We start from the raw sequence: 22,911 nt of genomic DNA, 5'->3' as shown, positions 1-22,911 counted from the left end.
TCGGTTCCGGCGGGCGTCGGGATGGCGTCAGGATTCTGGGCCGGCATAGGCGCCGGCGGTCTGCGGGAACATCGCCTTCACGATCTTCATGCGCGAGATGTCGGTCGTGGCGTCCATGTGCAGGAAGATCGAGGCGTCGCGGAAGAGCTTCTCGATCCCGAATTCCAGCATGGCGCCGTTGCCGCCGTGAAGCTCCATGGCATGCTGGCAGACGCGCATGATCTCCTCGCTGGCGAACACCTTCGCCATGTTGCAGAGCGGCTCGCCGTCCGGGTCGCCGCGGTCGACGGCCTGGGCGGCCTGCATCAGCAGGCTGCGGACCGCGGCGATGCGCATGGCCATGTCCGCGAGGCGGATCGCGACCGCCTGGTGTTTGATGAGGATCCGTCCGCCCTGGACGTAGGTCTGGACGTAGTCCGACGTCCTCTCGAAGGCCGCGACGCCGACGCCGAGATTCTTCGCCGCCTGGATGATCTTGCCCGGCCGGAAATAGAGGCCGGCCTTGGCGAGCGCATCTCCGGCGACGAGCAGGTGGTCGTCGGGGACGAAGCAGTCCTCGAAGACGATCTCGCCGTTGTTCATGAAGCGGCAGCCGATCGTCTCGTTGCACTTGGTGACCGTGAGCCCCGGCGTCTCGCGCGGCACGAGGAAGCTCGACGTGCCCTGCATCATCCCGACCGTCGGATCGGTGTTGGCGTAGACGACGAAAAGCGAGGCGTCGTAGCCGTTCGAGATGAACTGCTTGCGGCCATTGATGACCCAGCCGCCGTCGCCGCGGACCGCGCGCGTCTGCATGGCGGCTTCGGGCACGTTGTAGGGCAGCCAGCGGTCGGATGCGCCACGCGGCTCGGTAAGGCAGTGAGCGAGCAGGAACTGCGGGTCGGCAACGAGGCGCGGAAACCACTTCTCCTGCAGGTGCCGCGGCGCGAACTTCCTGAGGAGCACCGAGACCTTCCAGTTCTGGACGAGCTTGTCGGCCAGCCCGGAATCGCCGCGCGCGATCTCTTCGGAGATGAGGGCGAAGGTCTGGACCTCGGTCTCGGCCTCGAGCTGAACGCCGCCGAATTCCTCAGGCACCGCGAGCGTCCGAATGCCGATGCGGTCGGCGCCTTCGAGGATCTCGGGCGGCAGGCGCGCGTCGGCATCCATCAGCCATTCGCGCTTCCACTGCCCGCGTATGAAGGGCTGGACGACCTCGTCGATGAAGCTGCGGCAGGTCTGCCGCATCATCCGCTGCTCGTCCGACAGGTGATGCTCTTCCCAGTTCACGTCACGTCCCTCCCAAAGCCGGCCGCAGCCGCTATGCGAACGTTTGCACGATTTTGCGGAGGAGAGCTACCGGCATTGCTCGTCAGATGCGGGAAAGGAATGCGGGCAAGTCGCCGAGGCCGGTGCGGCGCATCTCGAAGGCGAGCCCGAGGCGTTCTGCTGCGGCGCGAGCTCTTGCCTCAAGGTCCGCATCATCGGTCTGGGCGAGGTAGATGAGCCGGCGATAGTGCGCGAAATACATGTCGCGCAGCTCGGGATGGCGATCGAGGCCGAGGCCCTCGATCACCAGCGTATCGAACTGGCGGGCCAGGAAGTCCGTCAGGTAGAATGCGTCCATGTCGGCGTCGCCGCGCGCCAGAAACGCCGCCGTGCCGGAGAAGAACGCATAGCAGTGGGGGCCTTCGATCCGCTCGATGCCCTCTTCCGCGCACACCGTGTCGAGCGCGCCGCCCGTGCCGCAATCGGCGTAGGCGACCGCGATCTTGCGGAACCGGCCCCTGTTCTCCCGGATCGCCGCCCGGACGGCGTCCGGTATCCGTTCTGGCCTGTTGTGCAGCAGGGCCGGCAGGCAGGTCAGCGTGACGTGGCCGAGACCGCTCGCGTCGAGAGCCGAGCGGATCTCGCGGGCGAGCGCGCCGCAGGCGATCACCAGGACGCCGGCATCGGGCGGCGGTGTCTCGGGGTGCGGGCTAGTCACGGGAACATCTCCTCCGCTCCACCGTTGGCGAAGCACCGGGTTCCACCAGAACCTTGTTAGGAGATCGGTTCATGTCAACGCCTGCAAGGCTTGTCTCGGCCTCCGCGCTGCTCGTCGCCGCGATCGTCGTCGCGGGCTGCGAGAACACCATCCGCGGCGCGGGCCAGGACGTGCGCGAGACGGCCCAGGCCGTCGAGGGCGCGGTCGCGCAATAAGTCATCGACGGCAGGCGGGTAGCCCCGCCTGCTCGGGGCGAGCGGCCCAGGATCAGCCGGCCGGGGGCCGATTGTGCTTGCGCAGCACGAGGTCCTTGGCCGTCTCCACCGCCACCGCCGCATCCCGGCAGTAGGCGTCGGCGCCGACGGCCCTGCCGAACTCCTCGTTGAGCGGCGCTCCGCCCACGAGCACGATGTAATCGTCCCGGATTCCCTTTTCCTTCAGCGTGTCGATCACGACCTTCATGTACGGCATGGTGGTCGTGAGCAGGGCCGACATGCCGATGATGTCCGGCTTGTGCTCCTCGATCGCGGCCAGGAACTTGTCGACGTCGTTGTTGATGCCGAGGTTTATGACTTCGAAGCCGGCGCCCTCCAGCATCATCGCGACGAGGTTCTTGCCGATGTCGTGGATGTCGCCCTTGACGGTGCCGATGACCATCTTGCCGATCTTCGGCGCGCCGGTTTCCACCAGGAGCGGGCGGAGGATGGCCATGCCGGCCTTCATGGCGTTGGCCGAGAGAAGCACTTCCGGCACGAACAGGATGCCGTCGCGGAAGTCGTCGCCGACGATCCGCATGCCCTCCACCAGTGCCTTCGTCAACACGTCGTAGGGCGTCCAGCCGCGCCCCAGCAGGATGTTTACGCCTTCCTCGATCTCTTCCTTGAGACCGTCATAGAGATCGTCGTGCATCTGCTCGACGAGCTCGTCGTCGGAAAGTGCACTGAGATCCACGTCGTCATCGGCCATGCTTGACGCTCCGGCAAAGAAAAGCGCCGCAAAGCGGCGTGCGGCTGTCAATATACGGGTCTGGCTGCGTTGGAAACCGCAGGAGCGGCAACCATCGGCCGGCCGGCGCCGCGACGGCGCTCCAGACGCGTCATGCCGCGCCGCTTCCGGAGCGGCGGGCCCGCGCCGGCTTGCTAGCAAGGGCTCCCGGCCGCGGGGCCGCGAACGAGGTTCCCAGGTGATGTCGGACGCTGGCGAGGGTCGCAGACGGGGCGGCGCGGGGGCTCGGCGCGCGCGCCGGCAGGCCGGCGACGGTGTGCAGATGCCCTTCATCCGCAGGCGCCTTTCGAACTTCGAGGTGCTGGACGAGGAGGGGCTTTCGCTGATCGAGCGGAACGCCGATACCGTCCTCGAGGAGATCGGGATCGAATTCCGGGAAGATCCGGAAAGCCTGCAGCTCTGGCGCGAGGCCGGCGCCGATGTGAAGGGTACGCGCGTTCACTTCCCGCCCGGCCTGTGCCGCAGCCTGCTCACGACCGCGCCGGCCGTCTTCACCCAGCATGCGCGCAACCCGGAACGCTCGGTGACGATCGGCGGCGACGCCACCGTCTTCGCGCCGGTCTATGGGCCGCCCTTCGTGCGCGACTTCGACGGCGGGCGGCGCTACGGCACGATCGAGGACTTCCGCAGCTTCGTGAAGCTCGCTTATGTCGCGCCGGCGATCCACCATTCCGGCGGGACGGTTTGCGAGCCCGTCGACATCCCGGTCAACAAGCGCCACCTCGACATGGTCTACAGCCATGTCCGCTATTCCGACAAACCGTTCATGGGTTCGGTCACGCACCCGGAACGGGCCGCGGATTCGGTGAGAATGGCGGAACTGGTCTTCGGCGAGGACTTCGTCGCGCGGAACTGCGTGATGATCTCGCTCATCAACGCCAACTCGCCGATGGTCTTCGACGGCACCATGCTCGGCGCACTGAAGACCTATGCGCGGGCCGGGCAGGGGACGATCGTGACCCCCTTCATCCTCGCCGGCGCCATGTCGCCCGTGACCGTCGCGGGCACGCTCACGCAGGTGCTGGCGGAGGTCCTCGCCGGCGCGGCGCTGACCCAGCTCTGCCGGCCGGGCGTCCCGGTCGTGTTCGGCTGCTTCGCGTCGTCCATCTCCATGCAGTCCGGCGCGCCGACCTTCGGCACGCCGGAGCCGACGCTCGTCTCGTACGGCGCGGCGCAGCTTGCCCGTCGGCTCGGCCTGCCCTTCCGAACCGGCGGCGCGCTCTGCGCATCCAAGGTGGCGGACGCGCAAGCGGCATACGAAAGCGCGAACACCCTGAACGGGACGGTGCTGGCCGGCACGAACTTCGTGCTGCACGCCGCCGGCTGGCTGGAGGGCGGGCTCGTATCGGGTTACGAAAAGTTCGTGCTGGATTGCGACCAGCTCGCCATGCAGCAGCGCTTCTGCGACGGCATCGACCTGACGGAAAATGGCCAGGCGCTCTCCGCGATCCGGGAAGTCGGGCCGGGCAGCCATTATCTCGGCTGCGCCCACACCCAGGCGAATTTCGAGTCGGCCTTCTGGCGCTCGGTCGTCGCCGACAACAATTCCTACGAGCAATGGCTCGCAGAGGGCGAGAGCACGGCCGAGCGGCGCGCGAACGCCATCTGGAAGAAGTGGCTCGCGGATTACGAGGCGCCGGCGCTCGACCCGGCGGTGGACGAGGCGCTCCTCGACTTCATGGCGCGCCGGAAGGCCGCCATGCCGGATGCGTTCGCGTGATCCGCGGCGCGTCGGCTCCTTCCGAAACGCTTGAGCCTGCGCCCCAGCCGATAGGCGTTTCCTATCGGCCCTACAGGTTCTCTGTATTTGCCGATATGGCCAGCCTGGCTTAGGTTCGAGTCAGACTTCAATCCCGGTTTTCGGGATGTCGACAGCGAGGCACCCCATGAACGACAGGATTCTCACGACCCGCCAGGGTCGGCCGGTTTCCGACAACCAAAGCTTGCGTTCCGTCGGCGAACGCGGCCCGGCGACGCTCGAGAACTACCAGTTCATCGAGAAGATCACCCATTTCGACCGCGAGCGTATTCCCGAGCGCGTCGTCCATGCGCGCGGCACCGGCGCCCACGGCTGGTTCGAGGCCTACGGCAAGATCGGCGACGAGCCGGCGAGCCGGTACACCCGCGCCAAGGTCCTGACGCAGACCGGCGTGAAGACCCCCGTCTTCGTCCGCTTCTCCACCGTTGCCGGCGCCAAGGAATCGCCGGAGACGGCGCGCGATCCGCGCGGCTTCGCCGTGAAGCTGAAGACGGTCGACGGCAATTGGGACCTGGTGGGCAACAACCTCAAGGTCTTCTTCATCCGCGACGCGATCAAGTTCCCGGACATGATCCATGCCTTCAAGCCCGATCCGGTCAGCAACCGGCAGGAGACGTGGCGCTTCTACGACTTCGTCATGCACCATCCGGAGAGTCTCCACATGGTGACCTGGCTGAAGAGCCCGTGGGGCGTTCCGGCCAACTACCGCGAAATGGAAGGCTCCGGCGTCAATACCTACAAGCTGGTGAACGACGAAGGCGTGGCGCACCTCGTGAAGTTCCACTGGCAGCCGAAGCAGGGCGTTCGGAACCTCACCTCGCCCGAAGCCGAAGCGATCCAGGCCAAGGACGTCGGCCACGCGACGCGCGACCTCTACGACGCGATCGAGCGGGGCGACTATCCGGAGTGGGAGTTCTGCGTCCAGATCATGGCGGACGACGATCACCCCGAGCTCGATTTCGATCCGCTCGACGACACCAAGCGCTGGCCCGAGGACCAGTTCCCGCTCCTGCCGGTGGGGCGCATGGTGCTGGACCGGAACCCCGACAACTTCTTCGCCGAAGTGGAGCAGGCGGCGTTCGGAACCGGCGTGCTCGTCGACGGCATCGACTTCTCCGACGACAAGATGCTGCAGGGCCGGACGCTCTCCTACTCGGACACCCAGCGCTATCGCGTCGGCCCGAACTACCTCCAGCTGCCGATCAACGCGCCGCAGCAGGGCCTCCGCACCCATACGAACCAGCGGGACGGCCAGATGGCCTACTACGTGGACGGCGGCGGCGAGAACAAGCACGTGAACTACGAGCCGAGCTCGATGGGCGGGCTGGCGGAGGCGCCGAAGCCCGCCAAGGGCTACCATCAGTGGGTAGAGGGCCACCTCGGCCGCTACCAGACCTCGCGCACGCAGGACGACTACAAGCAGGCGGGTGTGCGCTACCGGACGTTCGACGATCGGGAGCGCGAGGATCTGATCAACAACCTCGTCTCCGACATGATGGAATGCCCGGAGCACATCGCGCTCAGGATGGTCTGGCACTTCTGGCATTGCGACGAGGATTACGGACGCCGCGTGGCCGCAGGCGCCGGAATCGATCTGCAGAAGGCGATCGCTCTCCCGCCGCTTCCCGGCAAGCCCGCCCCGGGCGACCGGCTCGCCGCGCCGACCTACACGAGCGGCAAGGCCGAAGAGCCGGTCCGCGCCGACGCCGCGGAATAGGGGGGCGTTGCATGTCCGCCGCCCGGTGACACGGTGGCGGACGTACGCACACGGGAAAAGCACCGATAGGCCGAGGCGTTAGGCTCTCGTCAGGCGGTCGCGGTGCATATAACGTCCCGGGCTGACAGAACGGCCGGGAGGGGCGGTGCGGACCGCGCGCAACGCAGCGCTCAGGCTGCTGAGGCTGATGATGGTGGCGTCGCTGGCTCTGCCGGCGGCGCTGTTCGTCTATCTCGGCTGGGCAAGCCACCGGGAGGCCTGGCGCAATGCAGACGAGCGCATCGCCGGGTCGCTCGCGGTTCTTCAGGAGCACGCCTCGAAGAACTTCCAGACCTCCGATCTCATCATGCACGAGATCGTCGAGCTCACCGAAGGCCTTTCGGATTCCCAGATACAAGCCGATGAAGAGCGGCTGCACCGCCGGTTCGCCGCTATGGCGCAACCGATCTCGAGCATCCAGTCGCTCTGGCTGATCGATGCGGACGGCTTGGCGCTCGTCTCCGATTTCATCTATCCGGCGCCGCGCACCCGGCACCTCACCGACAGGGACTACTTCTCCGCCCAGATCGAGGCGGACGTCGGGACCTTCATCGGGGAGGTCTATCTGCCGCGCTTTTCGGACGCGCAGCCGTTCTTCAGCCTGAGCCGGCGACGCCCGTCGGCGGACGGCGGGTTCAACGGTGTCATCACCGTTTCGCTCAGGCCCGAGGATTTCGAGACCTTCTACGCCCAGCTCGCCAAGGCGCCCGGCACCTACTTTTCGATGACCCGCGCGGATGGCGCGGTGCTCGCCCGCTTCCCCCCTCCGCCCAGCCCGGCCGAGCGCATCGGGCTCGTCGCCAGACGGTTGGCGCAAGAGGTCGCGGCCGGGCGGAGGGCAGGGTTCTACACGGCGGTCGCGCAACTGGACGGGGTCGAGCGGCGGTTCGGTTTCCGCAGGATCGCCGGCATGCCGGTCTACCTCGTGGCAGGGCTCGAAACAGCGGCCGTCAGGTCGGAATGGCTGGCCGGAATGGCCTGGCACCTGCTGTTCGGCCTGCCCGCCTCGCTGCTGCTGTTCGCGACCCTTTGGATGGCGATGCGCCGGACGAGGCGGCTCTATGAGGAGGCCGAGCGGCGCGAGGCTGCAGAGGCGGCCCTCCGGCACGCGCAGCGGCTCGAGGCCATCGGCCAACTGACGGGCGGGATCGCGCACGATTTCAACAATCTCCTGATGGTCATCTCCGGCGGCGTGGAGCGGCTGCGCCGCCGCGCTGCCGACCCCCAGACCGCGCGGACGCTCGAAATGATCGCGACCGCTGCCGATCGCGGCGAGAAGCTGACGCGCCAGCTCCTCACCTTCGCGCGGCGGCAGACGCTGGCGCCCGAGCTCGTGGACCTCGGCCAGCGTCTGCCGGAACTGCGCGAGATCCTGCAGCGCTCGCTCCGCGGCGACATCACGGTCGGGATCGAGGTGCCGAGCGCTGCCTGCGTCGCGCGGATCGATCCGGCCGAGTTCGAGATCGCCCTCATCAATCTCGCCGTCAACGCCCGCGACGCGATGCCGAACGGCGGGCAGCTGACGATCCGCCTGGGGCAGCGGACGCTTGCGGGCGGGCCGGAGGCCGACGGCCTCGCCGGCGCATTCCTGACGATCGAGGTGATGGACAGCGGCTCGGGCATTCCGCCCGAGATCCTGCAACGCGTGTTCGACCCGTTCTTCACGACGAAGGAGATCGACAAGGGGACGGGCCTCGGGCTCAGCCAGGTCTATGGCTTCGCGCGCCAGTCCGGCGGGGCGGTGAAGATCGACAGCACACCCGGCGAAGGGACGACGGTCACCCTGTACCTGCCACAGGCCCGCGGCAAGCTGGAGTCCGCACGTCCCGCTCGGGCATCGCCCGGCCAGGTTGTTGCAGGCCTGCGCGTGCTGCTCGTGGAGGACAATTCCGCCGTCGCGGACGTAACCTCGGCCTATTTCGAGCAGCTCGGGGCCTCCGCCGTGGTCGTACCAAGCCCGCACGACGCCCTGGACCGCCTCGCGGCAGGCGAGCCGTACGACCTCCTCTTCTCGGATATCGTCATGCCAGGCGGCATGTCGGGTCTCGACCTTGCGCGCCAGGTTCGGCGGACGCGGCCCGAACTCCCGATCGTTCTCGCGACCGGCTACAGCACCAGCGCGAACCAGGCCCTAAAGGAGGGGCTGCTCGTCCTCAGGAAGCCCTACAGCCTCGATCGGCTGCGGGAAGCGCTGGTGGAAGTGTTCGCGCCGGGTGCCGAAGGAAAGGCGGCTGCGGCGACACGGCCGGAGGCAGGCGCCGCCGCAGAGGTCCCCTCTGCGGAATCACGCGCCTGAGACGAGGCGGTTCTCCGCGACCGGATCCGGTTCGACGAGCGCTTCCGGAGGCACCTTGATCGTGCAGATCAGTCCTTCCGGCCGCCAGGACAGCTCGACCTCACCGCGATGGCGGCCGCGGATCAGTGCATCGAGGAGCGTTGAGCCGAACCCGGTATTCTCCGGAACGGTGACCGGCGGCCCGCCGGATTCACGCCATTCTAGGCGGAGCCCGTCCGGGCCGACGGACCCCTCGATCGCGACTTCGCCCCGCTCGCGCGAGAGCGCGCCGTATTTCTGCGCGTTGGTCCCGAGCTCGTGCAGCACCAGAACGAGATCCTGCGCCAGTTCGGGGGGCAGCATGATGTCGGGCACCGAGAGGCGCAGCTGATCCTCCTCGCGCGCCATGTGGGCCCGTACGGCGAGGCGCACGATGCCCTCCAGCTGGGCCGTGCGCCAGCCCGAGGCGATCAGCAGGTCGTTGGCGGCGGCGAGCGCGGTGATCCGGCCCTGCAACGAGGCCTGGAACTCGGGGACCGACCGCGCGCGCGCACCGGTCTGGCGGGCGAGGGACTGGATCACGGCCAGCGTGTTCTTGACCCGATGGCTGAGTTCCCGGAGCAGGGTCTGGCGATGCTGCTCCGAGCGTTTCCGCTCCGTGATGTCGACGGCGAACGGGACGATGAAGCGGACCTCGCCGCTGTCGTCCTTCACCGGCGCGATCTGCATGTCGAGGACGACGGAGCCCTCTTCGAGCGGAATCTCGATGTCCTCGCGCACGATCCTGCCTGCCGCCGCATCCGCGACGGCCGCCTGCAGGCGCCTCCGCGTCTCCGGAGCGTCCTTCCACCAGGGCAGGTCCCAGAGGGCACGTCCGATCACGTCCTCGCGCGAAAGGTCGAGCGATTCGAGCGGCGCGCGGTTGACCTCGAGGGCGCGGCCGGCGGGGTCGAGGACGACGACCAGCGCGTAGATGTTGTCGAGGATCCGGCGCAGGCGCTTTTCCCGCTCCAGGACCGCCGCTTCGGCGCGCCGGCGTTCCTTCGCCTCGTTCAGGGCCGCGCGCCGCGCCCGGACCTGGGCGAATGCGATCGCCGCGAAGAGCGCGCTGAGGGTGCCGCCCGCGAGCGGAACCGCCTGAACGAGGTCGGTGGTCGAGGTGGCGCCGAATGCCGGACGCGAGTGGTAGTCGATTGTCCAGGTGGTCCCGGCGAAGGTGAGGGCACGCGCCTCCGTCCGGTCGTGCGGGTCGCTCGCCGGCTCCGCGCCCGGACGGTGGGAATCGTAAAGGAGATTCTGGGGAACGGGCGCGCCTTGGTAGACGTGGAAGGCCACCTGCGACCTCAGCCCGGCCGTCAGGGTGCTCTCCAGCAGGTCCCCGGCGCGGAAGGGTGCGTAGACGAAGCCTGCCAGCAGCCCGCGCCGCCCGTCCACGTCCGCCGGCGCGTTACCGCCGCGGTAGACGGGTGCATAGATCAGGAAGCCCGGCTGCGGATCGCCGGCGATCTCCTGGACAAGCCGCACGATACCGGTCGCGGCCGGTTCGCCGGTGTCGCGCGCGCGCTCCATGGCCGCGCGCCGGGTGGTTTCGCTGCGCATGTCGAAACCGAGCGCGGCGGTGTTCCGCTCGTCCTCCGGCTCCAGGTACTTTATGACGTATCGGTCATCCGCCGTCTGTTGATCCGGCCAGACGCGGAAACCGGAGGACAGCCCGCCCTCGGCCTGCCGGGACGCGAGGAAGGCAGGCATGTCGGCAGGGGCGACGCGTTCGGCGAAGCCGTAGCCCTGGACGCCGCGGTAGACCGAGGCGAGGGAGAGTTCCCGGGCGAAGCGGCCGAATTCGGACCTGGTCACCTCCTCGGAGGCATTGTAGAGGCCGACGCCCGCCCGCAGCATCGCGACGACCGCCTCCATCTTGGCCTCGATCGTCGTGTGGGTGATGCCGACGACTTCCTTGAAGCGCTGCACGTCGCGCGCCGCGACGACCGCCCGCAGCGTCTCCGTCACGAAGAAGGTGAAGAGCAGCCCGAGTACGAAGACGGACACCGGGACGAACACGTCCGCGCGCACCAGGCGCAGGAAGGCCGGCCGGATCGGCACCATCCTACGGCTCGCCACCGGCATCTCGGCGCCGCATCCTCGTGCCCAGAGCCATCGGTTCTTGTCTGGGTGGGCCTATCCGCGCCGGCCGCGGCGGCGTGGCACGGCGTCCTTCTTGGGTGGCGAGGCGAGCAGCCCTGTCACGGCCTCGATGTCCTCCTGGGTCGGGCGAGGCCCCGCCTGGTACCGGTCGAGCGCCTCGCGCATGGCGAGCAGGTGCGTCGCCGTGGTGCCGCAGCAGCCGCCGATGATCCTGGCCCCGGCGTTCGCGGCGAGGCGGACGTACTCGGCCATCAGCTCCGGCGTGCCGGAATAGTGGATGTGCTCGCCGTGAAACTGCGGAACGCCGCAATTGGCCTTCGCCACGATCGGGATCGCGGAGCCGCCTTCGCCCATCGAGAGCACCGAAACCAGCAGGTCGGAGGCGCCGACGCCGCAATTGGCGCCGACCGCCAGGGGAGGGACCGGCAGCCCGGCGAAGATGGCAGGCATGTCGGCGGGCTGCAGGCCCATCATCGTCCGCCCCGCCGTGTCGAAGCTCGCCGTGACCACATAGGGGAGGCCGGCCGCGATCGCTCCGCGCGCCGCCGCCAGCATCTCTTCCGTGGCGGACATCGTCTCGATCCAGGCGACGTCCGCGCCTCCCGCCTTCAGGCCTTCCGCCTGTTCGGCGAAGCTCTCGATGGCATCGGCCTCAGTCAGCTCCCCGAGCGGCTGGAAGAGCTCGCCGGTGGGGCCCATCGAGCCCGCGACGATGACGTCCCGGCCCGCTTCCTCGGCGGCCTCCCGCGCGAGCTCGGCCGCCCGCTTGTTGAGCTCGAAGACCCGCGACTGGGCGTTGTGGAGCTTCAGCCTGTGGCGGTTCGATCCGAAGCTGTTCGTCAGGATGATGTCGGCGCCGGCCTGCAGGAAGCCCGCGTGCAGCCCCTTGACCCGATCCGGATGTTCCGTGTTCCAGAACTCGGGCGGGTCGCCGGCGGTGAGCCCCATGTCGAACAGGTTCGTGCCCGTCGCGCCATCGGCGAGAAGGATCCTACCTTCGGCGAGAAGCCGCTCGAGAGATGCCATCTGTCCCCAATCCAGTCGCAATGCGTTGCGCGTACCTATGCACCGGCGCGGCAAGTCTGTGCCAGCACCGAATTTGTCGCGACCGTCCTCGGGCGGCTCAGCGGACCGCTCCGGCGGGGGCGGCGCCTCAGGACGTCGGGCGATCGAGCTCTCTCCAGGGTGCCTCCTGCCTGTGCGCCATTGACACAGCACGTCGGCCGAATGGCCCGTTCTCAAGCCCCGATAAAAGATGCATAGTACCTGCATCTTTCAGGAGGAGCGGACGATGACGAAGCTGTTGCTGTGGCCGGGCGAACTGGTGGTGACGCGCTCCCGGATAGAGGGCGAGGACCATCAGGCGATGGTGCGGATGCTGGTGAACGGCCTCTTCTGGCTCCTCCTCCTGCTCGTCGGCCCGATCGCCTTCCTCACCTGACGCTAGGGTCGGACGCACCGAAGCTGTCGATTCGGTTGCGAGGCGCCAAACGAGCGTCTTGACGCCTCCGCTCCTCATGCGTACGAAATCATGACGAAAAAAGTCATGATTGTGTTTGGCGTATGAAGACAGTCCGGCGGGTCCTCGGCTTCGTTCATCTTTGGACAGGCCTTCTCCTCTCGATACCGCTCGTTCTCATCGGGCTCACGGGAAGCTTGCTCGTGTTCGAGCACGAGATCGATGCCGTCCTGAATCCGCTGCCCCGTGCAACAGTCGGCCCGGCACGCGATCCGGCGGCCATTCTGGACGCTGCGAGGGCAGCCGCCGGGGCCGGGCTGATCCCGACGATGCTGACGATGCCCGAGGAAGAGGGCGATTTCGCCTCGGTGCGCTTTGCCCGCGCGGATGCTCCGGGCTTCCGCGGCGGCGAGGTCGTACTCGTCGATCCCGTCACGCTTTCCGCGGAGCCGGTGGCGCAGGCCGGGCGTGGCGTGCTCCGACCAGTGTTCATGCTGCACGCGAACTTGATGGTCTCCGGACAGACGGGGCGTCAGATCGTCGGCTGGTTCGGCGTGGCCATGCTCGTGCTCGCCTTGACCGGGCTGGTCATGTGGTGGCCTCGAGGCGGGCGGTGGAAGGCGGCCTTTCTCGTTAAGCCGAAGGCCGGTGCACTGAGGCTCAACCGCGACCTCCACGGTGCGGTGGCTATCTGGTCGCTCGCCGTCTTCCTCGCCGTCACGCTGAGCGGCATCTACCTTTCCTTCCCTCAGCAATCTGCGGCTGCGATCCGGAGCGTGCTGCCAGCGCGCGACTTTCGCGGTTCTGCAGGGGAGGTGAAGGTGGAGCCGCTCGCGGAGGCGGAACGGATCGGCATCGAAGCGGCGATGGGACTCGCCGAAGCGGCGGTGCCCAGCGCCACGCCGGGTGCCGTCAGGCTGCCGGTCAGGCCCCAGGATCCCTACCGGGTTCTTCTTCGCCGAGGCACCCACGGCCACGGCGTGCCGGGAATAACGGTGTTCGTCGATCCTTGGCGGGCGGCGGTCATGGAGATCCGCGATCCCCGCAATTACACGGCCGGGGAGTTCATCATGGCTTGGCAGCATGCGCTCCACGGCGGCGCCGGCCTTGGCTGGGCGTGGAAGCTCGCCGTGTTCCTGTCCGGCCTCCTCCCACTCCTCTTCGTCGTGACGGGCTTCTCCATGTGGCTGATCAAGCGCGGCAATCGCCGGCGCGCATCGATCCCCCGTCCCGTTCCGGTGCCGGGGGAGTGAACCGCTCCGGCCAAGCCGCACAACTTTCCGACATTCTCGATGGGGGCATCCGAATGAAACGCGAAGCAGGCATCAGCAGGTCGCTCTCCGGGGGCCGGCCCGGGCGAAAACGTCGGTTCGGCACGTGAAGCGGGGCGCCTGAGCGCCTCCTCTACCTCCAGCAGTCCAATCAGACGAACGCTGCTCCGCCCACGCTTTGCGTGTGGCGTCGGGCGGGCTTTGCCCCGGAAAGGGTCACTTCATGAGCAAGAATCCGAACCTGCAGACACTGCGCTCCAGCGCGCCCGTCGCCATGTCGGCCGGCCTTGCCTTCGCTTTCGCCACTGCCGCTCCCTTCGAGAGCTTTGCCCAGGAGCCGGCGGCCCCGAGCCAGTCCGGCAGCGGCGTCGATCTTCCCACCATCGAGGTCGAGGCGGGCGCGTCCGCAAACACGCTGCAGTCGGGAACCGGCCTCGGACGTCTTCCCGGCACCGTCAGGGACGTGCCGCAGATCGTCGATGTCGTCAGCGAAGAGAAGATGGAGCAGCAGGGCGTCACCACGCTCGACCAGGCCCTCAGGAACGTCCCCGGCGTGACGCTCGCGATCGGCGAGGGGAACGGCGGGATGAACGGCGACCAGTTCAAGATCCGCGGCTTCGAGGCGAAGGGCGACATCTACAGCGACGGCCTGCGCGATTTCGGCGTCTACACCCGCGACAGCTTCAACTACGAGGAAGTTCAGGTCCTGAAGGGGCCTTCGTCCGAGAGTTTCGGGATGGGCACGACCGGCGGGGTGATCAACACCGTCACGAAGACCCCGCATCTCGGCGATAAGTTCGAGGGCGAGCTGACAGGCGGTACGGGCCCGCTCGGCCGCGCGACGATCGATCTCAACAAGCAGATCAACGAGTCGACCGCGATCCGTCTCAACGCGATGGGCCACCTCTCCCAGAACCCCGACCGCGACCATGTCGAGGCGGACCGATGGGGGATAGCGCCGTCGATCGCATTCGGGCTTGGGGGGGACACGACGTGGACGCTGAGCTATCTGCATCAGCACACCGACCGGACGCCTGACTATGGCGTCCCCATGGTGACCGAACCTGGCGCCGAGTTCGGCAAGCCGGTCACCGAGTTCGGCGTCCCCCGTTCGACCTTCTACGGGAAGGAGACGGACCGCGACATCTCGGACGTGGACATCCTCACCTCGCGCTTCACGGCGGAGGCGACCGAGTGGCTGACCGTACACAACGATACTCGCCTCGCCCATTACAGCCGGGAGTTCGCGACGAGCGTTCCGAGTTGCAGCGCCACCTGCTCGGCGGACTTCTTCGCCGGCCTCGATCCCACCATCGCCTTCGGCGGCGGCAATCCCGGATACTTCCAGACCTCATGGGGGGTGCAGAATATCACCACCCTGGTCGGCGAGTTCGAAACCGGCTGGCTCCGCCACCAGATGATCGTGGGAATCGACCTCTTCTTTCAGCACGAGGAGCGAGAGAAGCTCGCCGTCTATCCGGCGGGCGGGACCGCCCCGGACAATTCCGCAAAGGGCCCGTCCTCGACGCTCTGGAATCCCGTGTACACCGCAAGCGGCTACTATCTCGCCCGCGACCCGTTGAACCGGCAGGATGGCTATTCGACCAATGTCGGCCTCTTCGCCAGCGACCGCATTTGGCTGACGGAGCAGGTCTCGGTCCTCGCAGGCATCCGCTGGGACGACTATTTCGCGCACTGGCGATCCACCGACACGGCGACCGGGCGATGGCAGAAGCCGCTCGAGGAAAGCTCCTCGCTGGTCAGCCCCAAGGCGAGCGTAATTTTCGAGCCGAACCGCGACCAGACCTACTACGCGACCTGGGCGGTTTCGAACTCGCCGCCCGGCCAGTTCATCACGAACGCAGTGCGGCCTCTGGTGGACACCCAGCCGAACCTCGAGCCCGAGGAGAACGAGCTGCTCGAGGCCGGCGCGAAGGTCAACCTGCTCGGGGGCCGTATCGGCCTCTCGGGAGCGCTCTTCCAGATACACAAGAGCAATGCCCATTACACCGATCCCGTCACCGGGGATCTCGTCGAGACCGGCGAAAAGCATCGGGTCCAGGGCTTCGAGATCGGCATCAACGGACGGATCACCGAGGCGTGGACGGTCAGCGTTGCCTATGCGCATCTCGAGAGCGAGGTGCGCAGCGGCAGCTATGTCGGGAACCGGGTGGCGAATGTCCCGGGCAATTCCGGCTCCGTCTGGACCACCTACGATCTTTCCGAGCACTGGGAGTCGCTGCCGGGGCGGCTTCTCGTCGGCGGCGGGGTGGTATTCCGCGACGCGGTCTTCACGAACAGCCAGAACACGTACCAATTGCCGGCGACGTTCTCCCTGGACGCCATGCTTTCCTATGAAACCGATCGGATCCGGGTCGCCGTCAACGGCTACAATCTCACCGACGAACTGAACTACGACGCGGGGTTCAACAACCGCGCCGTCCCGGCTGCCGGGCGCACCGTCACGCTGAAGCTCGGCGCGAAATTCTGATCCGCTCCTGGCTCGGAGCCTTGCCTCGGTTACTCGATTCCAATCAACGCATTGAAAGGTCCGACATGCTCGTCCGCATCCCCAACGTGCTCACTCCGGAGGAGGTGGCGCAGGTCCGCCAGATCGTCGAGGCGGCAGCATGGGTCGACGGCCGCGTCACCGCGGGCGAGCAGGCTGGCAAGGCGAAGCTGAACCTCCAGATCCCTGAGAACTCGCCGGCCGCGCGCCAGGCCGGCGAGATCATCCTGCGGGGGCTCGGGCGCAATCCGGTCTTCAACTCGGCGACCTTGCCCTTCCGGGTCTTGCCGCCGATGTTCAACCGCTACGACGCGGGCATGACCTTCGGCGCGCATGTCGATGGGGCGATCCGCGCCATCCCGGGGACCTCCATCCGAATGCGTGCCGACATTTCATGCACGCTCTTCCTCACCCCGCCGGAGGACTATGACGGCGGGGAACTGGTCATCGACGACGTCTATGGAAGCCATTCGGCCAAGCTTCCGGCAGGCGACATGATCGTCTATCCGGCGACGAGCCTTCATCACGTCACGCCGATCACCCGGGGCTGCCGCTGGTCGTCGTTCTTCTGGACACAGTCGATGGTCAAGGACGACGGCCGGCGCACGCTCCTCTACGACCTCGACGCCGCAATCATCCGGACGCGCCAGTCTCTTCCCGACGACCATCCCGGCGTGCTGGGGCTGACGGCGACCTATCACAACCTTCTGCGGCACTGGGCGGAGATCTAGGTGTCGCAGATGGACGGGTACCGATCTCAGAAGAAGGCCTGAATTCCCGTCTGGGCGCGCCCGAGGATGAGCGCGTGGATGTCGTGCGTGCCCTCGTAGGTGTTCACGGTCTCCAGGTTCGCCAGATGGCGCATGACGTGGAATTCCTCGGAGATGCCGTTGCCGCCGTGCATGTCGCGGGCAGCGCGGGCGATCTCGAGCGCCTTGCCGCAATTGTTGCGCTTGACCAGGCTGATCGCCTCCGGCGCGGCCGTGCCCTCGTCGAAGAGGCGGCCGACGCGGAGCGAGGCCTGCAGGCCGAGCGCGATCTCGGTCTGCATGTCGGCGAGCTTCTTCTGGATCAGCTGGTTGGCGGCGAGCGGCCGGCCGAACTGCTGGCGGGCGAGCACGTAGTCGCGCGCGGCGTGCCAGCAGAATTCGGCCGCTCCCATCGCGCCCCACGAAATGCCGTAGCGGGCGCGGTTGAGGCACCCGAACGGACCGGCGAGCCCGGAGCCGTTCGGCAGCAGGTTCTCCTCCGGAACCACCACGCCGTCCATCACCACCTCGCCGGTGATGGAGGCGCGCAGCGACAGCTTGCCCTCGATCTTGGGTGCGGAGAGGCCCGCCATCCCCTTCTCCAGGACGAAGCCGCGGATCTCGTTGTCGTGCGCGGCGGACTTCGCCCAGACGACGAAGACGTCGGCCACCGGCGCGTTGGAGATCCACGTCTTCGATCCCGTGAGGCGGTAGCCGTCCGAAACCTTCTCCGCGCGCGTCTTCATGCCGCCGGGATCCGAGCCGTGGTCGGGCTCGGTCAGGCCGAAGCAGCCGATCCACTCGCCGGTCGCGAGCTTCGGCAGGTACTTCCGGCGCTGGGCCTCGCTGCCATAGGCGTGGATCGGGTGCATGACGAGCGAAGACTGCACGCTCATGGCGGAGCGGTAGCCGGAATCGACGCGCTCCACCTCGCGCGCGACGAGGCCGTAGACGACATAGCTCGCCTCCGCACCGCCGTAATCCGCCGGGATGGTGGGGCCGAGGAAGCCGAGCGCCCCCATCTCGACCATGATCTCGCGGTCGAACCGCTCCTCGCGATAGGCCGAGACGACGCGGGGTAGGAGCCTGTCCTGCGCGTAGACGCGGGCCGCCTCCATGATGAGCCGCTCCTCCTCGGAGAGCTGCTCCTCGATCAGGAAGGGATCGTCCCAGCGGAATTCGGCGCGGCTCGACTTCGGCTTCATCCTCTTGATTTCGGCCATGGCTTCCTCGCTGAAGGGCTGCCCCTCCATATTACCGGGCGAAGCATTTCGGCAATGCGCCGAAACGCTCAGACATGGAGGAACCGGTCCTTCAGTTCGGGCTGCGCGAGGAGGGCCTCGGTGTCGCCGGTCCAGACCACCTCGCCCTTCTCGATGATGACGTGCCGGTCGGCGAAGCGGGCGAGCTGGTCGACGTTCTTGTCGACGATGAGGATCGCTTGGCCGTCAGCCTTCAGCGCTTCGAGCCGCTGCCAGATCTCGCGCCGCACGAGGGGGGCGAGCCCTTCCGTCGCCTCGTCCAGAACGAGCAGCCGGGGATTGGTCATGAGCGCGCGGCCGATCGCGAGCATCTGCTGCTCGCCGCCGGAGAGCTGGTTGCCGAGATTCTCCCGCCGCTGCTCGAGCTTCGGGAACAGCTCGTAGACCCGCTTCAGCGTCCAGCGGGGAGCGCCGCCGGCGCGATTCGCGGCGGTGGCGACGAGGTTTTCCTCCACCGTGAGGGTGGGGAACACCTGACGGCCCTCCGGCACGAGCCCGAGCCCGGCACGCGCGACACGGTGGGGCGGCGCGCCGTCGAAACGGGCGCCCGCGATCCGGACGGAGCCGCCGCTCGGGCGCACGAGCCCCATCACGGCGGAGATCGTGGTGGTCTTGCCCATGCCGTTGCGGCCGAGGAGGGTGACCGCTTCGCCCTCGCGCACGTCGAGGGAGATGCCGAACAGCACCTGGCTGCCGTCATAGCCGGCGCGGAGATCTTCGACCTGGAGCAGCGGCGCACTCACTCGCCGTCTCCGAGATAGGCTTCTCGCACGGCCGGATCGGAGCGGATCTCTGCCGGCGTGCCGCAGGCGATGACGCGGCCATAGACGAGCACGCTGATCCGGTCGGCGAGCGCGAACACGGCCTCCATGTCATGCTCGACGAGCAGGATCGCGTGGCGGCCGCGCAGGCGCTCGAGCATCCGGGTGAGCGAAGCGGTTTCCTCACGCCCGGTGCCCGCCATCGGCTCGTCGAGCAGGAGCAGTTTGGGGTCTTGTACCAAGGCCATTGCGAGCTCCAGCGCCCGCCGCTCGCCGTGAGAGAGCGCGCTCGCCTTCACTTGTGCGCGTAGCGCGAGGCCGACGTCGTCGAGCGCCGCCTCGGCCCGCGTGTTGATCGTCTGGTCGCGCGCGACCGGACGGAAGAAGCGGAAGCTCGATCCCGCGCGCGCCTGGGCGGCAAGCGCCACGTTCTCGAGCGCGGTGAAGTCGGGGAGAAGGTTTGTGATCTGGAAGGAGCGAGCGAGGCCGCGCCGGGCGCGCGCATGCGCGGGAAGGGCGCCGATGTCCTCGCCTGCGAACCGGATGCGCCCGGAATCGGGGCGGATCTGGCCGGCGATCTGGCCGATCAGCGTGGTCTTGCCGGCGCCGTTCGGCCCGATCAAAGCGTGGAACTCGCCGACGCGGACGTCGAGGTCCACGCCGTCCGTGACCCTCAGCGCGCCGTAGTTCTTCTGCAGCGCGTCGAGCTTCAGCAGGGTCTCAGCCATTCCGGTAGCGGCCCGGGAGGAAGGAGAGGAGGCCACCCCGCGCGAACAGCACGACCGCCACGAGGAACGGGCCGAAGACGAGGCGCCAGTGCTCCGTCACGTGGGAGAGGGCTTCCTCCAGCCCGAGATAGACGATCGCGCCGAGAATGGCGCCGTGGAGCGACCCCATGCCGCCGAGGATCACCATGACGATGAGGTCGCCGGACCTGTGCCACGACATGTAGGCCGGGCTCACGAACTCGGTCTGGTTGGCGAGGAGCGCGCCTGCGAGCCCGGCGAGCCCGCCGGCGATTACATAGGCGACGAGCTGGTAGGCGTAGGGATTGAACCCGAGCGCCGCGACGCGGCTGGGGCTCTGCCGCGCGGCCTGCAGGACGCGCCCGAACCGCGACGCGACGATCGCGCGGCAGACGAGGTAGGACGCCGCGAGCAGCCCGAGGACGAAGAAGTAGAAGGAACGGTTCGAGCGCAGCCACCGCGCGCCGAAGATCTCGCTTCGGCCCCAGATGGTGAGCCCGTCGTCGCCGCCGTAGGCGGACAGGCTCATCGCCGTGAAGAAGGCCATCTGCCCAAAGGCGAGCGTGATCATGATGAAGTAGACGCCGCGGGTGCGCAGCGACACCGCGCCGGTGACGAGCGCGAAGAGGGAGGCCGCGCCGACCGCGAGCGGGAAGGCGAGAAGCCCTTCGCCGAGGCCTTCGTCGCTTGCGATGCCGATCGCATAGGCGCCGATCCCGATGAAGGCAGCATGCCCGAAGCTCACCATCGCGCCGTAGCCGAGAATGAGGTCGAGGCTCATGGCGGCGAGCGCGTAGATCATCACCCGCGTGGCGAAGGAGACGAGGAAGCTCTGCCCGAGCGCCGAGGCGAGCCATGGCAGGACGAGCAGCCCCGCGAAGAGGAGGAGCGGGACGAGGTTGCGCGCGAGGAACGGACGCGCCGCTCCTCGGTCGGCTTGCGCGGCTGCCGGCCGCGCCGCTCCGGCCCCCTCCGCCGGCCGGCTCACGTCGGACGTGTCCCGAAGAGCCCTGCGGGCCGGAAGAAGAGCACACCGGCCATCAGGATGTAGATGAGCATCGAGGCGAGCGCAGGCCCGACCTCGTTGGCGGCCGCGGGCGCCAGGAACAGCTTGAAGAGATCGCTGGCGAACGACCGGCCGAGCGTATCGACGAGTCCCACCAGGAGCGCCGCGACGAAGGCGCCGCGGATCGAGCCGATGCCGCCGATCACGATGATGACGAAGGCCAGCACCAGCACGTTGTCACCCATCCCCGCCTGGACGCCGACGATCGGCGCGGCCATCGCCGCCGCGAAGCCGGCGAGCATGGCGCCGAGGCCGACGACGCCGAGGAACAGACGGTCGATGTCGACGCCGAGCGCAGAGACCATGCGCGGGCTCGACGCGCCGGCGCGGACCAGCATGCCGGCGCGGCTGTGGCGCACGAGAAGATAGAGAAGCCCCGCCACGAAGAGCCCGGCTGCGAGGATCGCGAGCCGGTAGACGGGGTAGAGCAGCCCGTCCATCAGGCGGATGGAGCCGGACAGGAACGCCGGCTCCGGCAGGGAAAGCGGCGTCGGGCCCCAGATTGCACGTGCCGCCTCGTTCAGGAACAGGATGATGCCGAAGGTGGCGAGCACCTGGTCGAGATGGGAGCGCCGGTAGAGCCGGCGGAAGACGACGAACTCGAGCGCCAGCCCGAGCGCGAGCGATCCGGAGACCGCGACGAGCACGGCAAGGAGGAAACTCCCCGTAAAGGCATAGCCCGCGACGGCGAAATAGGCGCCCATCATGTACTGCACGCCGTGCGCCAGGTTGATGAAGTCCATCACGCCGAAGACGAGCGTCAGGCCCGCGGCCACCAGGAACAGCAGCACGCCGAGCTGCAGGCCGTTCAGGGTCTGCACCGCGAGGAGGGTGAGGCTCATCGATTGTCCAGGGGCGACGGCGTCGGCTGCGCCGTTCTAGCCGGCCCGGCGAGGAGATCAACCGGGCCGGCGGATCCGGGTGCGGGTCTCGCCCCGGGTCAGTTCATCTGGCACTCGGCGGCATAGACGTCGCCGTAATCGTCGAAGACCTTCTCCACGATCTGCACGTCGTGCTTGCCGTCGTCACGCTTCACCGCCTCGACCAGATAGAAGTCCTGGACGGGGAAGTGGTTGGTGTTCATCTTGAAGTCGCCGCGGATCGACTGGAAGTCGGCCGCCTCCATGCCCTTGCGGATCGCATCCTTGTTCGAGAGGTCGCCGCCCGCGGCCTTCACGCCGGCGGCGATCAGCTGCGCCGCGTCGTAGCCCTGCGCCGCGTAGAGCGACGGGACGTAGCCGTACTCCTGCTCGAAATCGGCGACGAAACGCTTGTTCGCCTCGTTGTCGATGCCGCTCGTCCACTGCGAGGACGAGAACAGGCCGACCGCATCGTCCTTCATGGCCGGAAGCGTCGTGCCGTCGACCGTGAAGGCGGAGAGGAAGGGGGTCGAGTCGGCCAGTCCCGCCTGGCGGTACTGCTTGACGAGGTTGATTCCCATGCCGCCCGGCATGAAGGTGAAGACGGCGTCGGGCTTGGCCGAGGCGATCCGCGCCATCTCCGCGGAGAAGTCGAGCTGGCCGAGCTGCGTGTAGACCTCGTCGACCACCTCGCCCTTGTAGTGGCGCTTGAAGCCCGCGAGCGAATCCTTGCCGGCCTGATAGTTCGGCGCGACCAGGAACATGCGCTGGTAGCCCTTGTCCTGGGCGTACTTCCCCATGACCTCGTGCATCTGGTCGTTCTGGTAGGAGGCGGAGAAGAAGTAGGGGTTGCAGCCCTTGCCGGCGAGCACGGAGGGGCCCGCATTGCCGCTCACCAGGAACACCTCCTTCTCCGTCACCGGGCGCGCGATGGCCGCCATGACGTTGGAGAAGACGACCCCGGCGACGACCTGAACGCCGTCGCGCTCGATGAGGGCGTTCGCCTTCTCGACGGCGAGGTCCGGCTTCAGCTCGTCGTCGACGGTGATGATTTCGGTGTCGACGCCGCCGAGCCTGCCGTCGGCATGCTTCACGCCGAGCATGAAGCCGTCGCGCATGTGCTCGCCGAGCGCGGCCGACGGACCCGAAAGCGTCGCCATCAGCCCGATCTTCAGTGTCTCGGCGGAGGCCGCGCCGCAGGCGCCCGCACCGAGCGCCGCAGCGGCCACCGCCGCCAGAAGCGTTCTCCTCATCGTCCCTCTCCCTAGCAGCGGAAATCCGCAATCCCCTTGGTGCGACGGGACACTAGCGGGTGGAGGGCCGAA

At 67.8% G+C, this 22,911-nt stretch carries 19 protein-coding genes; 8 read left to right on the top strand and 11 right to left on the bottom strand.

Translation table 11 applies throughout. From position 1 onward, the window contains the following. Positions 1–27 precede the first annotated feature (27 nt). Both ACUN0C_RS10645 and ACUN0C_RS10640 read right to left on the bottom strand, forming a co-directional pair. Complete coding sequence (locus ACUN0C_RS10645; protein ID WP_445466330.1) at positions 28–1,269, bottom strand: acyl-CoA dehydrogenase family protein; 1,242 nt, start codon at positions 1,267–1,269, stop codon at positions 28–30. An 82-nt stretch (positions 1,270–1,351) separates the two neighbouring features. Further along, positions 1,352–1,966, bottom strand: a complete 615-nt coding sequence (locus ACUN0C_RS10640; RefSeq protein ID WP_445466329.1) for a DUF1638 domain-containing protein — start codon at positions 1,964–1,966, stop codon at positions 1,352–1,354. A 71-nt stretch (positions 1,967–2,037) separates the two neighbouring features. Here ACUN0C_RS10640 and ACUN0C_RS10635 point away from each other — a divergent pair, with 71 nt between their 5' ends. Then, positions 2,038–2,181, top strand: coding sequence for an EncA/B family entericidin (locus ACUN0C_RS10635; protein ID WP_445466328.1), 144 nt, complete (start codon positions 2,038–2,040; stop codon positions 2,179–2,181). 52 nt (positions 2,182–2,233) lie between these two features. Here the strand turns inward: ACUN0C_RS10635 and ACUN0C_RS10630 are convergent, their stop codons facing one another. Beyond that, a complete protein-coding gene (locus ACUN0C_RS10630) occupies positions 2,234–2,932 on the bottom strand; it encodes a corrinoid protein (protein ID WP_445466327.1) in 699 nt (232 codons plus the stop codon). 220 nt (positions 2,933–3,152) lie between these two features. Between ACUN0C_RS10630 and ACUN0C_RS10625 the strand changes: the two genes are divergently transcribed. The 3 genes from ACUN0C_RS10625 to ACUN0C_RS10615 all read left to right on the top strand — a co-directional run bounded on the left by ACUN0C_RS10625 (position 3,153) and on the right by ACUN0C_RS10615 (position 8,782). After that, complete coding sequence (locus tag ACUN0C_RS10625) at positions 3,153–4,691, top strand: trimethylamine methyltransferase family protein (RefSeq protein ID WP_445466326.1); 1,539 nt, start codon at positions 3,153–3,155, stop codon at positions 4,689–4,691. Positions 4,692–4,857: 166 nt separating this feature from the next. After that, a complete protein-coding gene (locus ACUN0C_RS10620) occupies positions 4,858–6,447 on the top strand; it encodes a catalase (protein ID WP_445466325.1) in 1,590 nt (529 codons plus the stop codon). Positions 6,448–6,592: 145 nt separating this feature from the next. After that, positions 6,593–8,782, top strand: coding sequence for an ATP-binding protein (locus tag ACUN0C_RS10615; protein WP_445466324.1), 2,190 nt, complete (start codon positions 6,593–6,595; stop codon positions 8,780–8,782). Here ACUN0C_RS10615 and ACUN0C_RS10610 read toward each other — a convergent pair. Together ACUN0C_RS10610 and bmt are read right to left on the bottom strand one after the other, a co-directional pair. Next, positions 8,771–10,879, bottom strand: a complete 2,109-nt coding sequence (locus ACUN0C_RS10610) for a CHASE domain-containing protein (protein WP_445466323.1) — start codon at positions 10,877–10,879, stop codon at positions 8,771–8,773. The two genes, ACUN0C_RS10615 and ACUN0C_RS10610, sit on opposite strands and share 12 nt — an antisense overlap. Before the next feature lie 57 nt (positions 10,880–10,936). Further along, entirely contained in the window at positions 10,937–11,929 is a 993-nt protein-coding gene (bmt, locus tag ACUN0C_RS10605; protein ID WP_445466322.1) for a betaine--homocysteine S-methyltransferase, read from the bottom strand. A gap of 265 nt (positions 11,930–12,194) precedes the next feature. On the opposite strand from bmt, the gene ACUN0C_RS10600 reads away from it, so the two are divergent. The 4 genes from ACUN0C_RS10600 to ACUN0C_RS10585 all read left to right on the top strand — a co-directional run bounded on the left by ACUN0C_RS10600 (position 12,195) and on the right by ACUN0C_RS10585 (position 16,873). Continuing rightward, on the top strand, positions 12,195–12,344 hold the full coding sequence (locus ACUN0C_RS10600; RefSeq protein WP_445466321.1) for a hypothetical protein: 150 nt from the start codon (positions 12,195–12,197) through the stop codon (positions 12,342–12,344). A 122-nt stretch (positions 12,345–12,466) separates the two neighbouring features. Then, positions 12,467–13,615, top strand: coding sequence for a PepSY-associated TM helix domain-containing protein (locus ACUN0C_RS10595; protein WP_445466320.1), 1,149 nt, complete (start codon positions 12,467–12,469; stop codon positions 13,613–13,615). A 241-nt stretch (positions 13,616–13,856) separates the two neighbouring features. Continuing rightward, entirely contained in the window at positions 13,857–16,124 is a 2,268-nt protein-coding gene (locus ACUN0C_RS10590; RefSeq protein ID WP_445466319.1) for a TonB-dependent receptor, read from the top strand. Positions 16,125–16,189: 65 nt separating this feature from the next. After that, a complete protein-coding gene (locus tag ACUN0C_RS10585; protein ID WP_445466318.1) occupies positions 16,190–16,873 on the top strand; it encodes a Fe2+-dependent dioxygenase in 684 nt (227 codons plus the stop codon). Positions 16,874–16,899: 26 nt separating this feature from the next. On the opposite strand, the gene ACUN0C_RS10580 is transcribed toward ACUN0C_RS10585, so the two are convergent. From ACUN0C_RS10580 to ACUN0C_RS10555, 6 genes are all read right to left on the bottom strand, one after another. Continuing rightward, positions 16,900–18,114, bottom strand: coding sequence for an acyl-CoA dehydrogenase (locus tag ACUN0C_RS10580; protein ID WP_445466317.1), 1,215 nt, complete (start codon positions 18,112–18,114; stop codon positions 16,900–16,902). 68 nt (positions 18,115–18,182) lie between these two features. Next, positions 18,183–18,884 carry an ABC transporter ATP-binding protein gene (locus tag ACUN0C_RS10575; protein WP_445466529.1) on the bottom strand — a complete coding sequence of 234 codons (702 nt, stop codon included), beginning with the start codon at positions 18,882–18,884 and terminating at the stop codon, positions 18,183–18,185. 8 nt (positions 18,885–18,892) lie between these two features. Beyond that, positions 18,893–19,642, bottom strand: coding sequence for an ABC transporter ATP-binding protein (locus ACUN0C_RS10570; protein WP_445466316.1), 750 nt, complete (start codon positions 19,640–19,642; stop codon positions 18,893–18,895). Beyond that, the gene (locus ACUN0C_RS10565) at positions 19,635–20,648 is read right to left on the bottom strand and encodes a branched-chain amino acid ABC transporter permease (RefSeq protein ID WP_445466315.1); all 1,014 of its coding nucleotides are present in this window, start codon (positions 20,646–20,648) and stop codon (positions 19,635–19,637) included. Before ACUN0C_RS10565 ends, ACUN0C_RS10570 begins: the two co-directional genes overlap by 8 nt. Further along, complete coding sequence (locus tag ACUN0C_RS10560; protein WP_445466314.1) at positions 20,645–21,568, bottom strand: branched-chain amino acid ABC transporter permease; 924 nt, start codon at positions 21,566–21,568, stop codon at positions 20,645–20,647. Before ACUN0C_RS10560 ends, ACUN0C_RS10565 begins: the two co-directional genes overlap by 4 nt. Before the next feature lie 98 nt (positions 21,569–21,666). Then, a complete protein-coding gene (locus ACUN0C_RS10555; RefSeq protein WP_445466313.1) occupies positions 21,667–22,839 on the bottom strand; it encodes an ABC transporter substrate-binding protein in 1,173 nt (390 codons plus the stop codon). Between the last annotated feature and the right edge of the window lie 72 nt (positions 22,840–22,911).

The sequence above is a fragment of the Faunimonas sp. B44 genome (assembly GCF_052655945.1).
Note: the sequence above shows the minus strand (reverse complement) of the source record. Positions and strands in the feature narration are given on the sequence as shown.

Coding starts and splice junctions, on each gene's coding strand:
- ACUN0C_RS10635 (WP_445466328.1), top strand. CDS start 2,038: ATGTCAACGCCTGCAAGGCTTGTCTCGGCCTCCGCGCTGCTCGTCGCC.
- ACUN0C_RS10630 (WP_445466327.1), bottom strand. CDS start 2,932: ATGGCCGATGACGACGTGGATCTCAGTGCACTTTCCGACGACGAGCTC.
- ACUN0C_RS10625 (WP_445466326.1), top strand. CDS start 3,153: ATGTCGGACGCTGGCGAGGGTCGCAGACGGGGCGGCGCGGGGGCTCGG.
- ACUN0C_RS10620 (WP_445466325.1), top strand. CDS start 4,858: ATGAACGACAGGATTCTCACGACCCGCCAGGGTCGGCCGGTTTCCGAC.
- bmt (WP_445466322.1), bottom strand. CDS start 11,929: ATGGCATCTCTCGAGCGGCTTCTCGCCGAAGGTAGGATCCTTCTCGCC.
- ACUN0C_RS10600 (WP_445466321.1), top strand. CDS start 12,195: ATGACGAAGCTGTTGCTGTGGCCGGGCGAACTGGTGGTGACGCGCTCC.
- ACUN0C_RS10595 (WP_445466320.1), top strand. CDS start 12,467: ATGAAGACAGTCCGGCGGGTCCTCGGCTTCGTTCATCTTTGGACAGGC.
- ACUN0C_RS10590 (WP_445466319.1), top strand. CDS start 13,857: ATGAGCAAGAATCCGAACCTGCAGACACTGCGCTCCAGCGCGCCCGTC.
- ACUN0C_RS10585 (WP_445466318.1), top strand. CDS start 16,190: ATGCTCGTCCGCATCCCCAACGTGCTCACTCCGGAGGAGGTGGCGCAG.
- ACUN0C_RS10580 (WP_445466317.1), bottom strand. CDS start 18,114: ATGGCCGAAATCAAGAGGATGAAGCCGAAGTCGAGCCGCGCCGAATTC.
- ACUN0C_RS10570 (WP_445466316.1), bottom strand. CDS start 19,642: ATGGCTGAGACCCTGCTGAAGCTCGACGCGCTGCAGAAGAACTACGGC.
- ACUN0C_RS10560 (WP_445466314.1), bottom strand. CDS start 21,568: ATGAGCCTCACCCTCCTCGCGGTGCAGACCCTGAACGGCCTGCAGCTC.
- ACUN0C_RS10555 (WP_445466313.1), bottom strand. CDS start 22,839: ATGAGGAGAACGCTTCTGGCGGCGGTGGCCGCTGCGGCGCTCGGTGCG.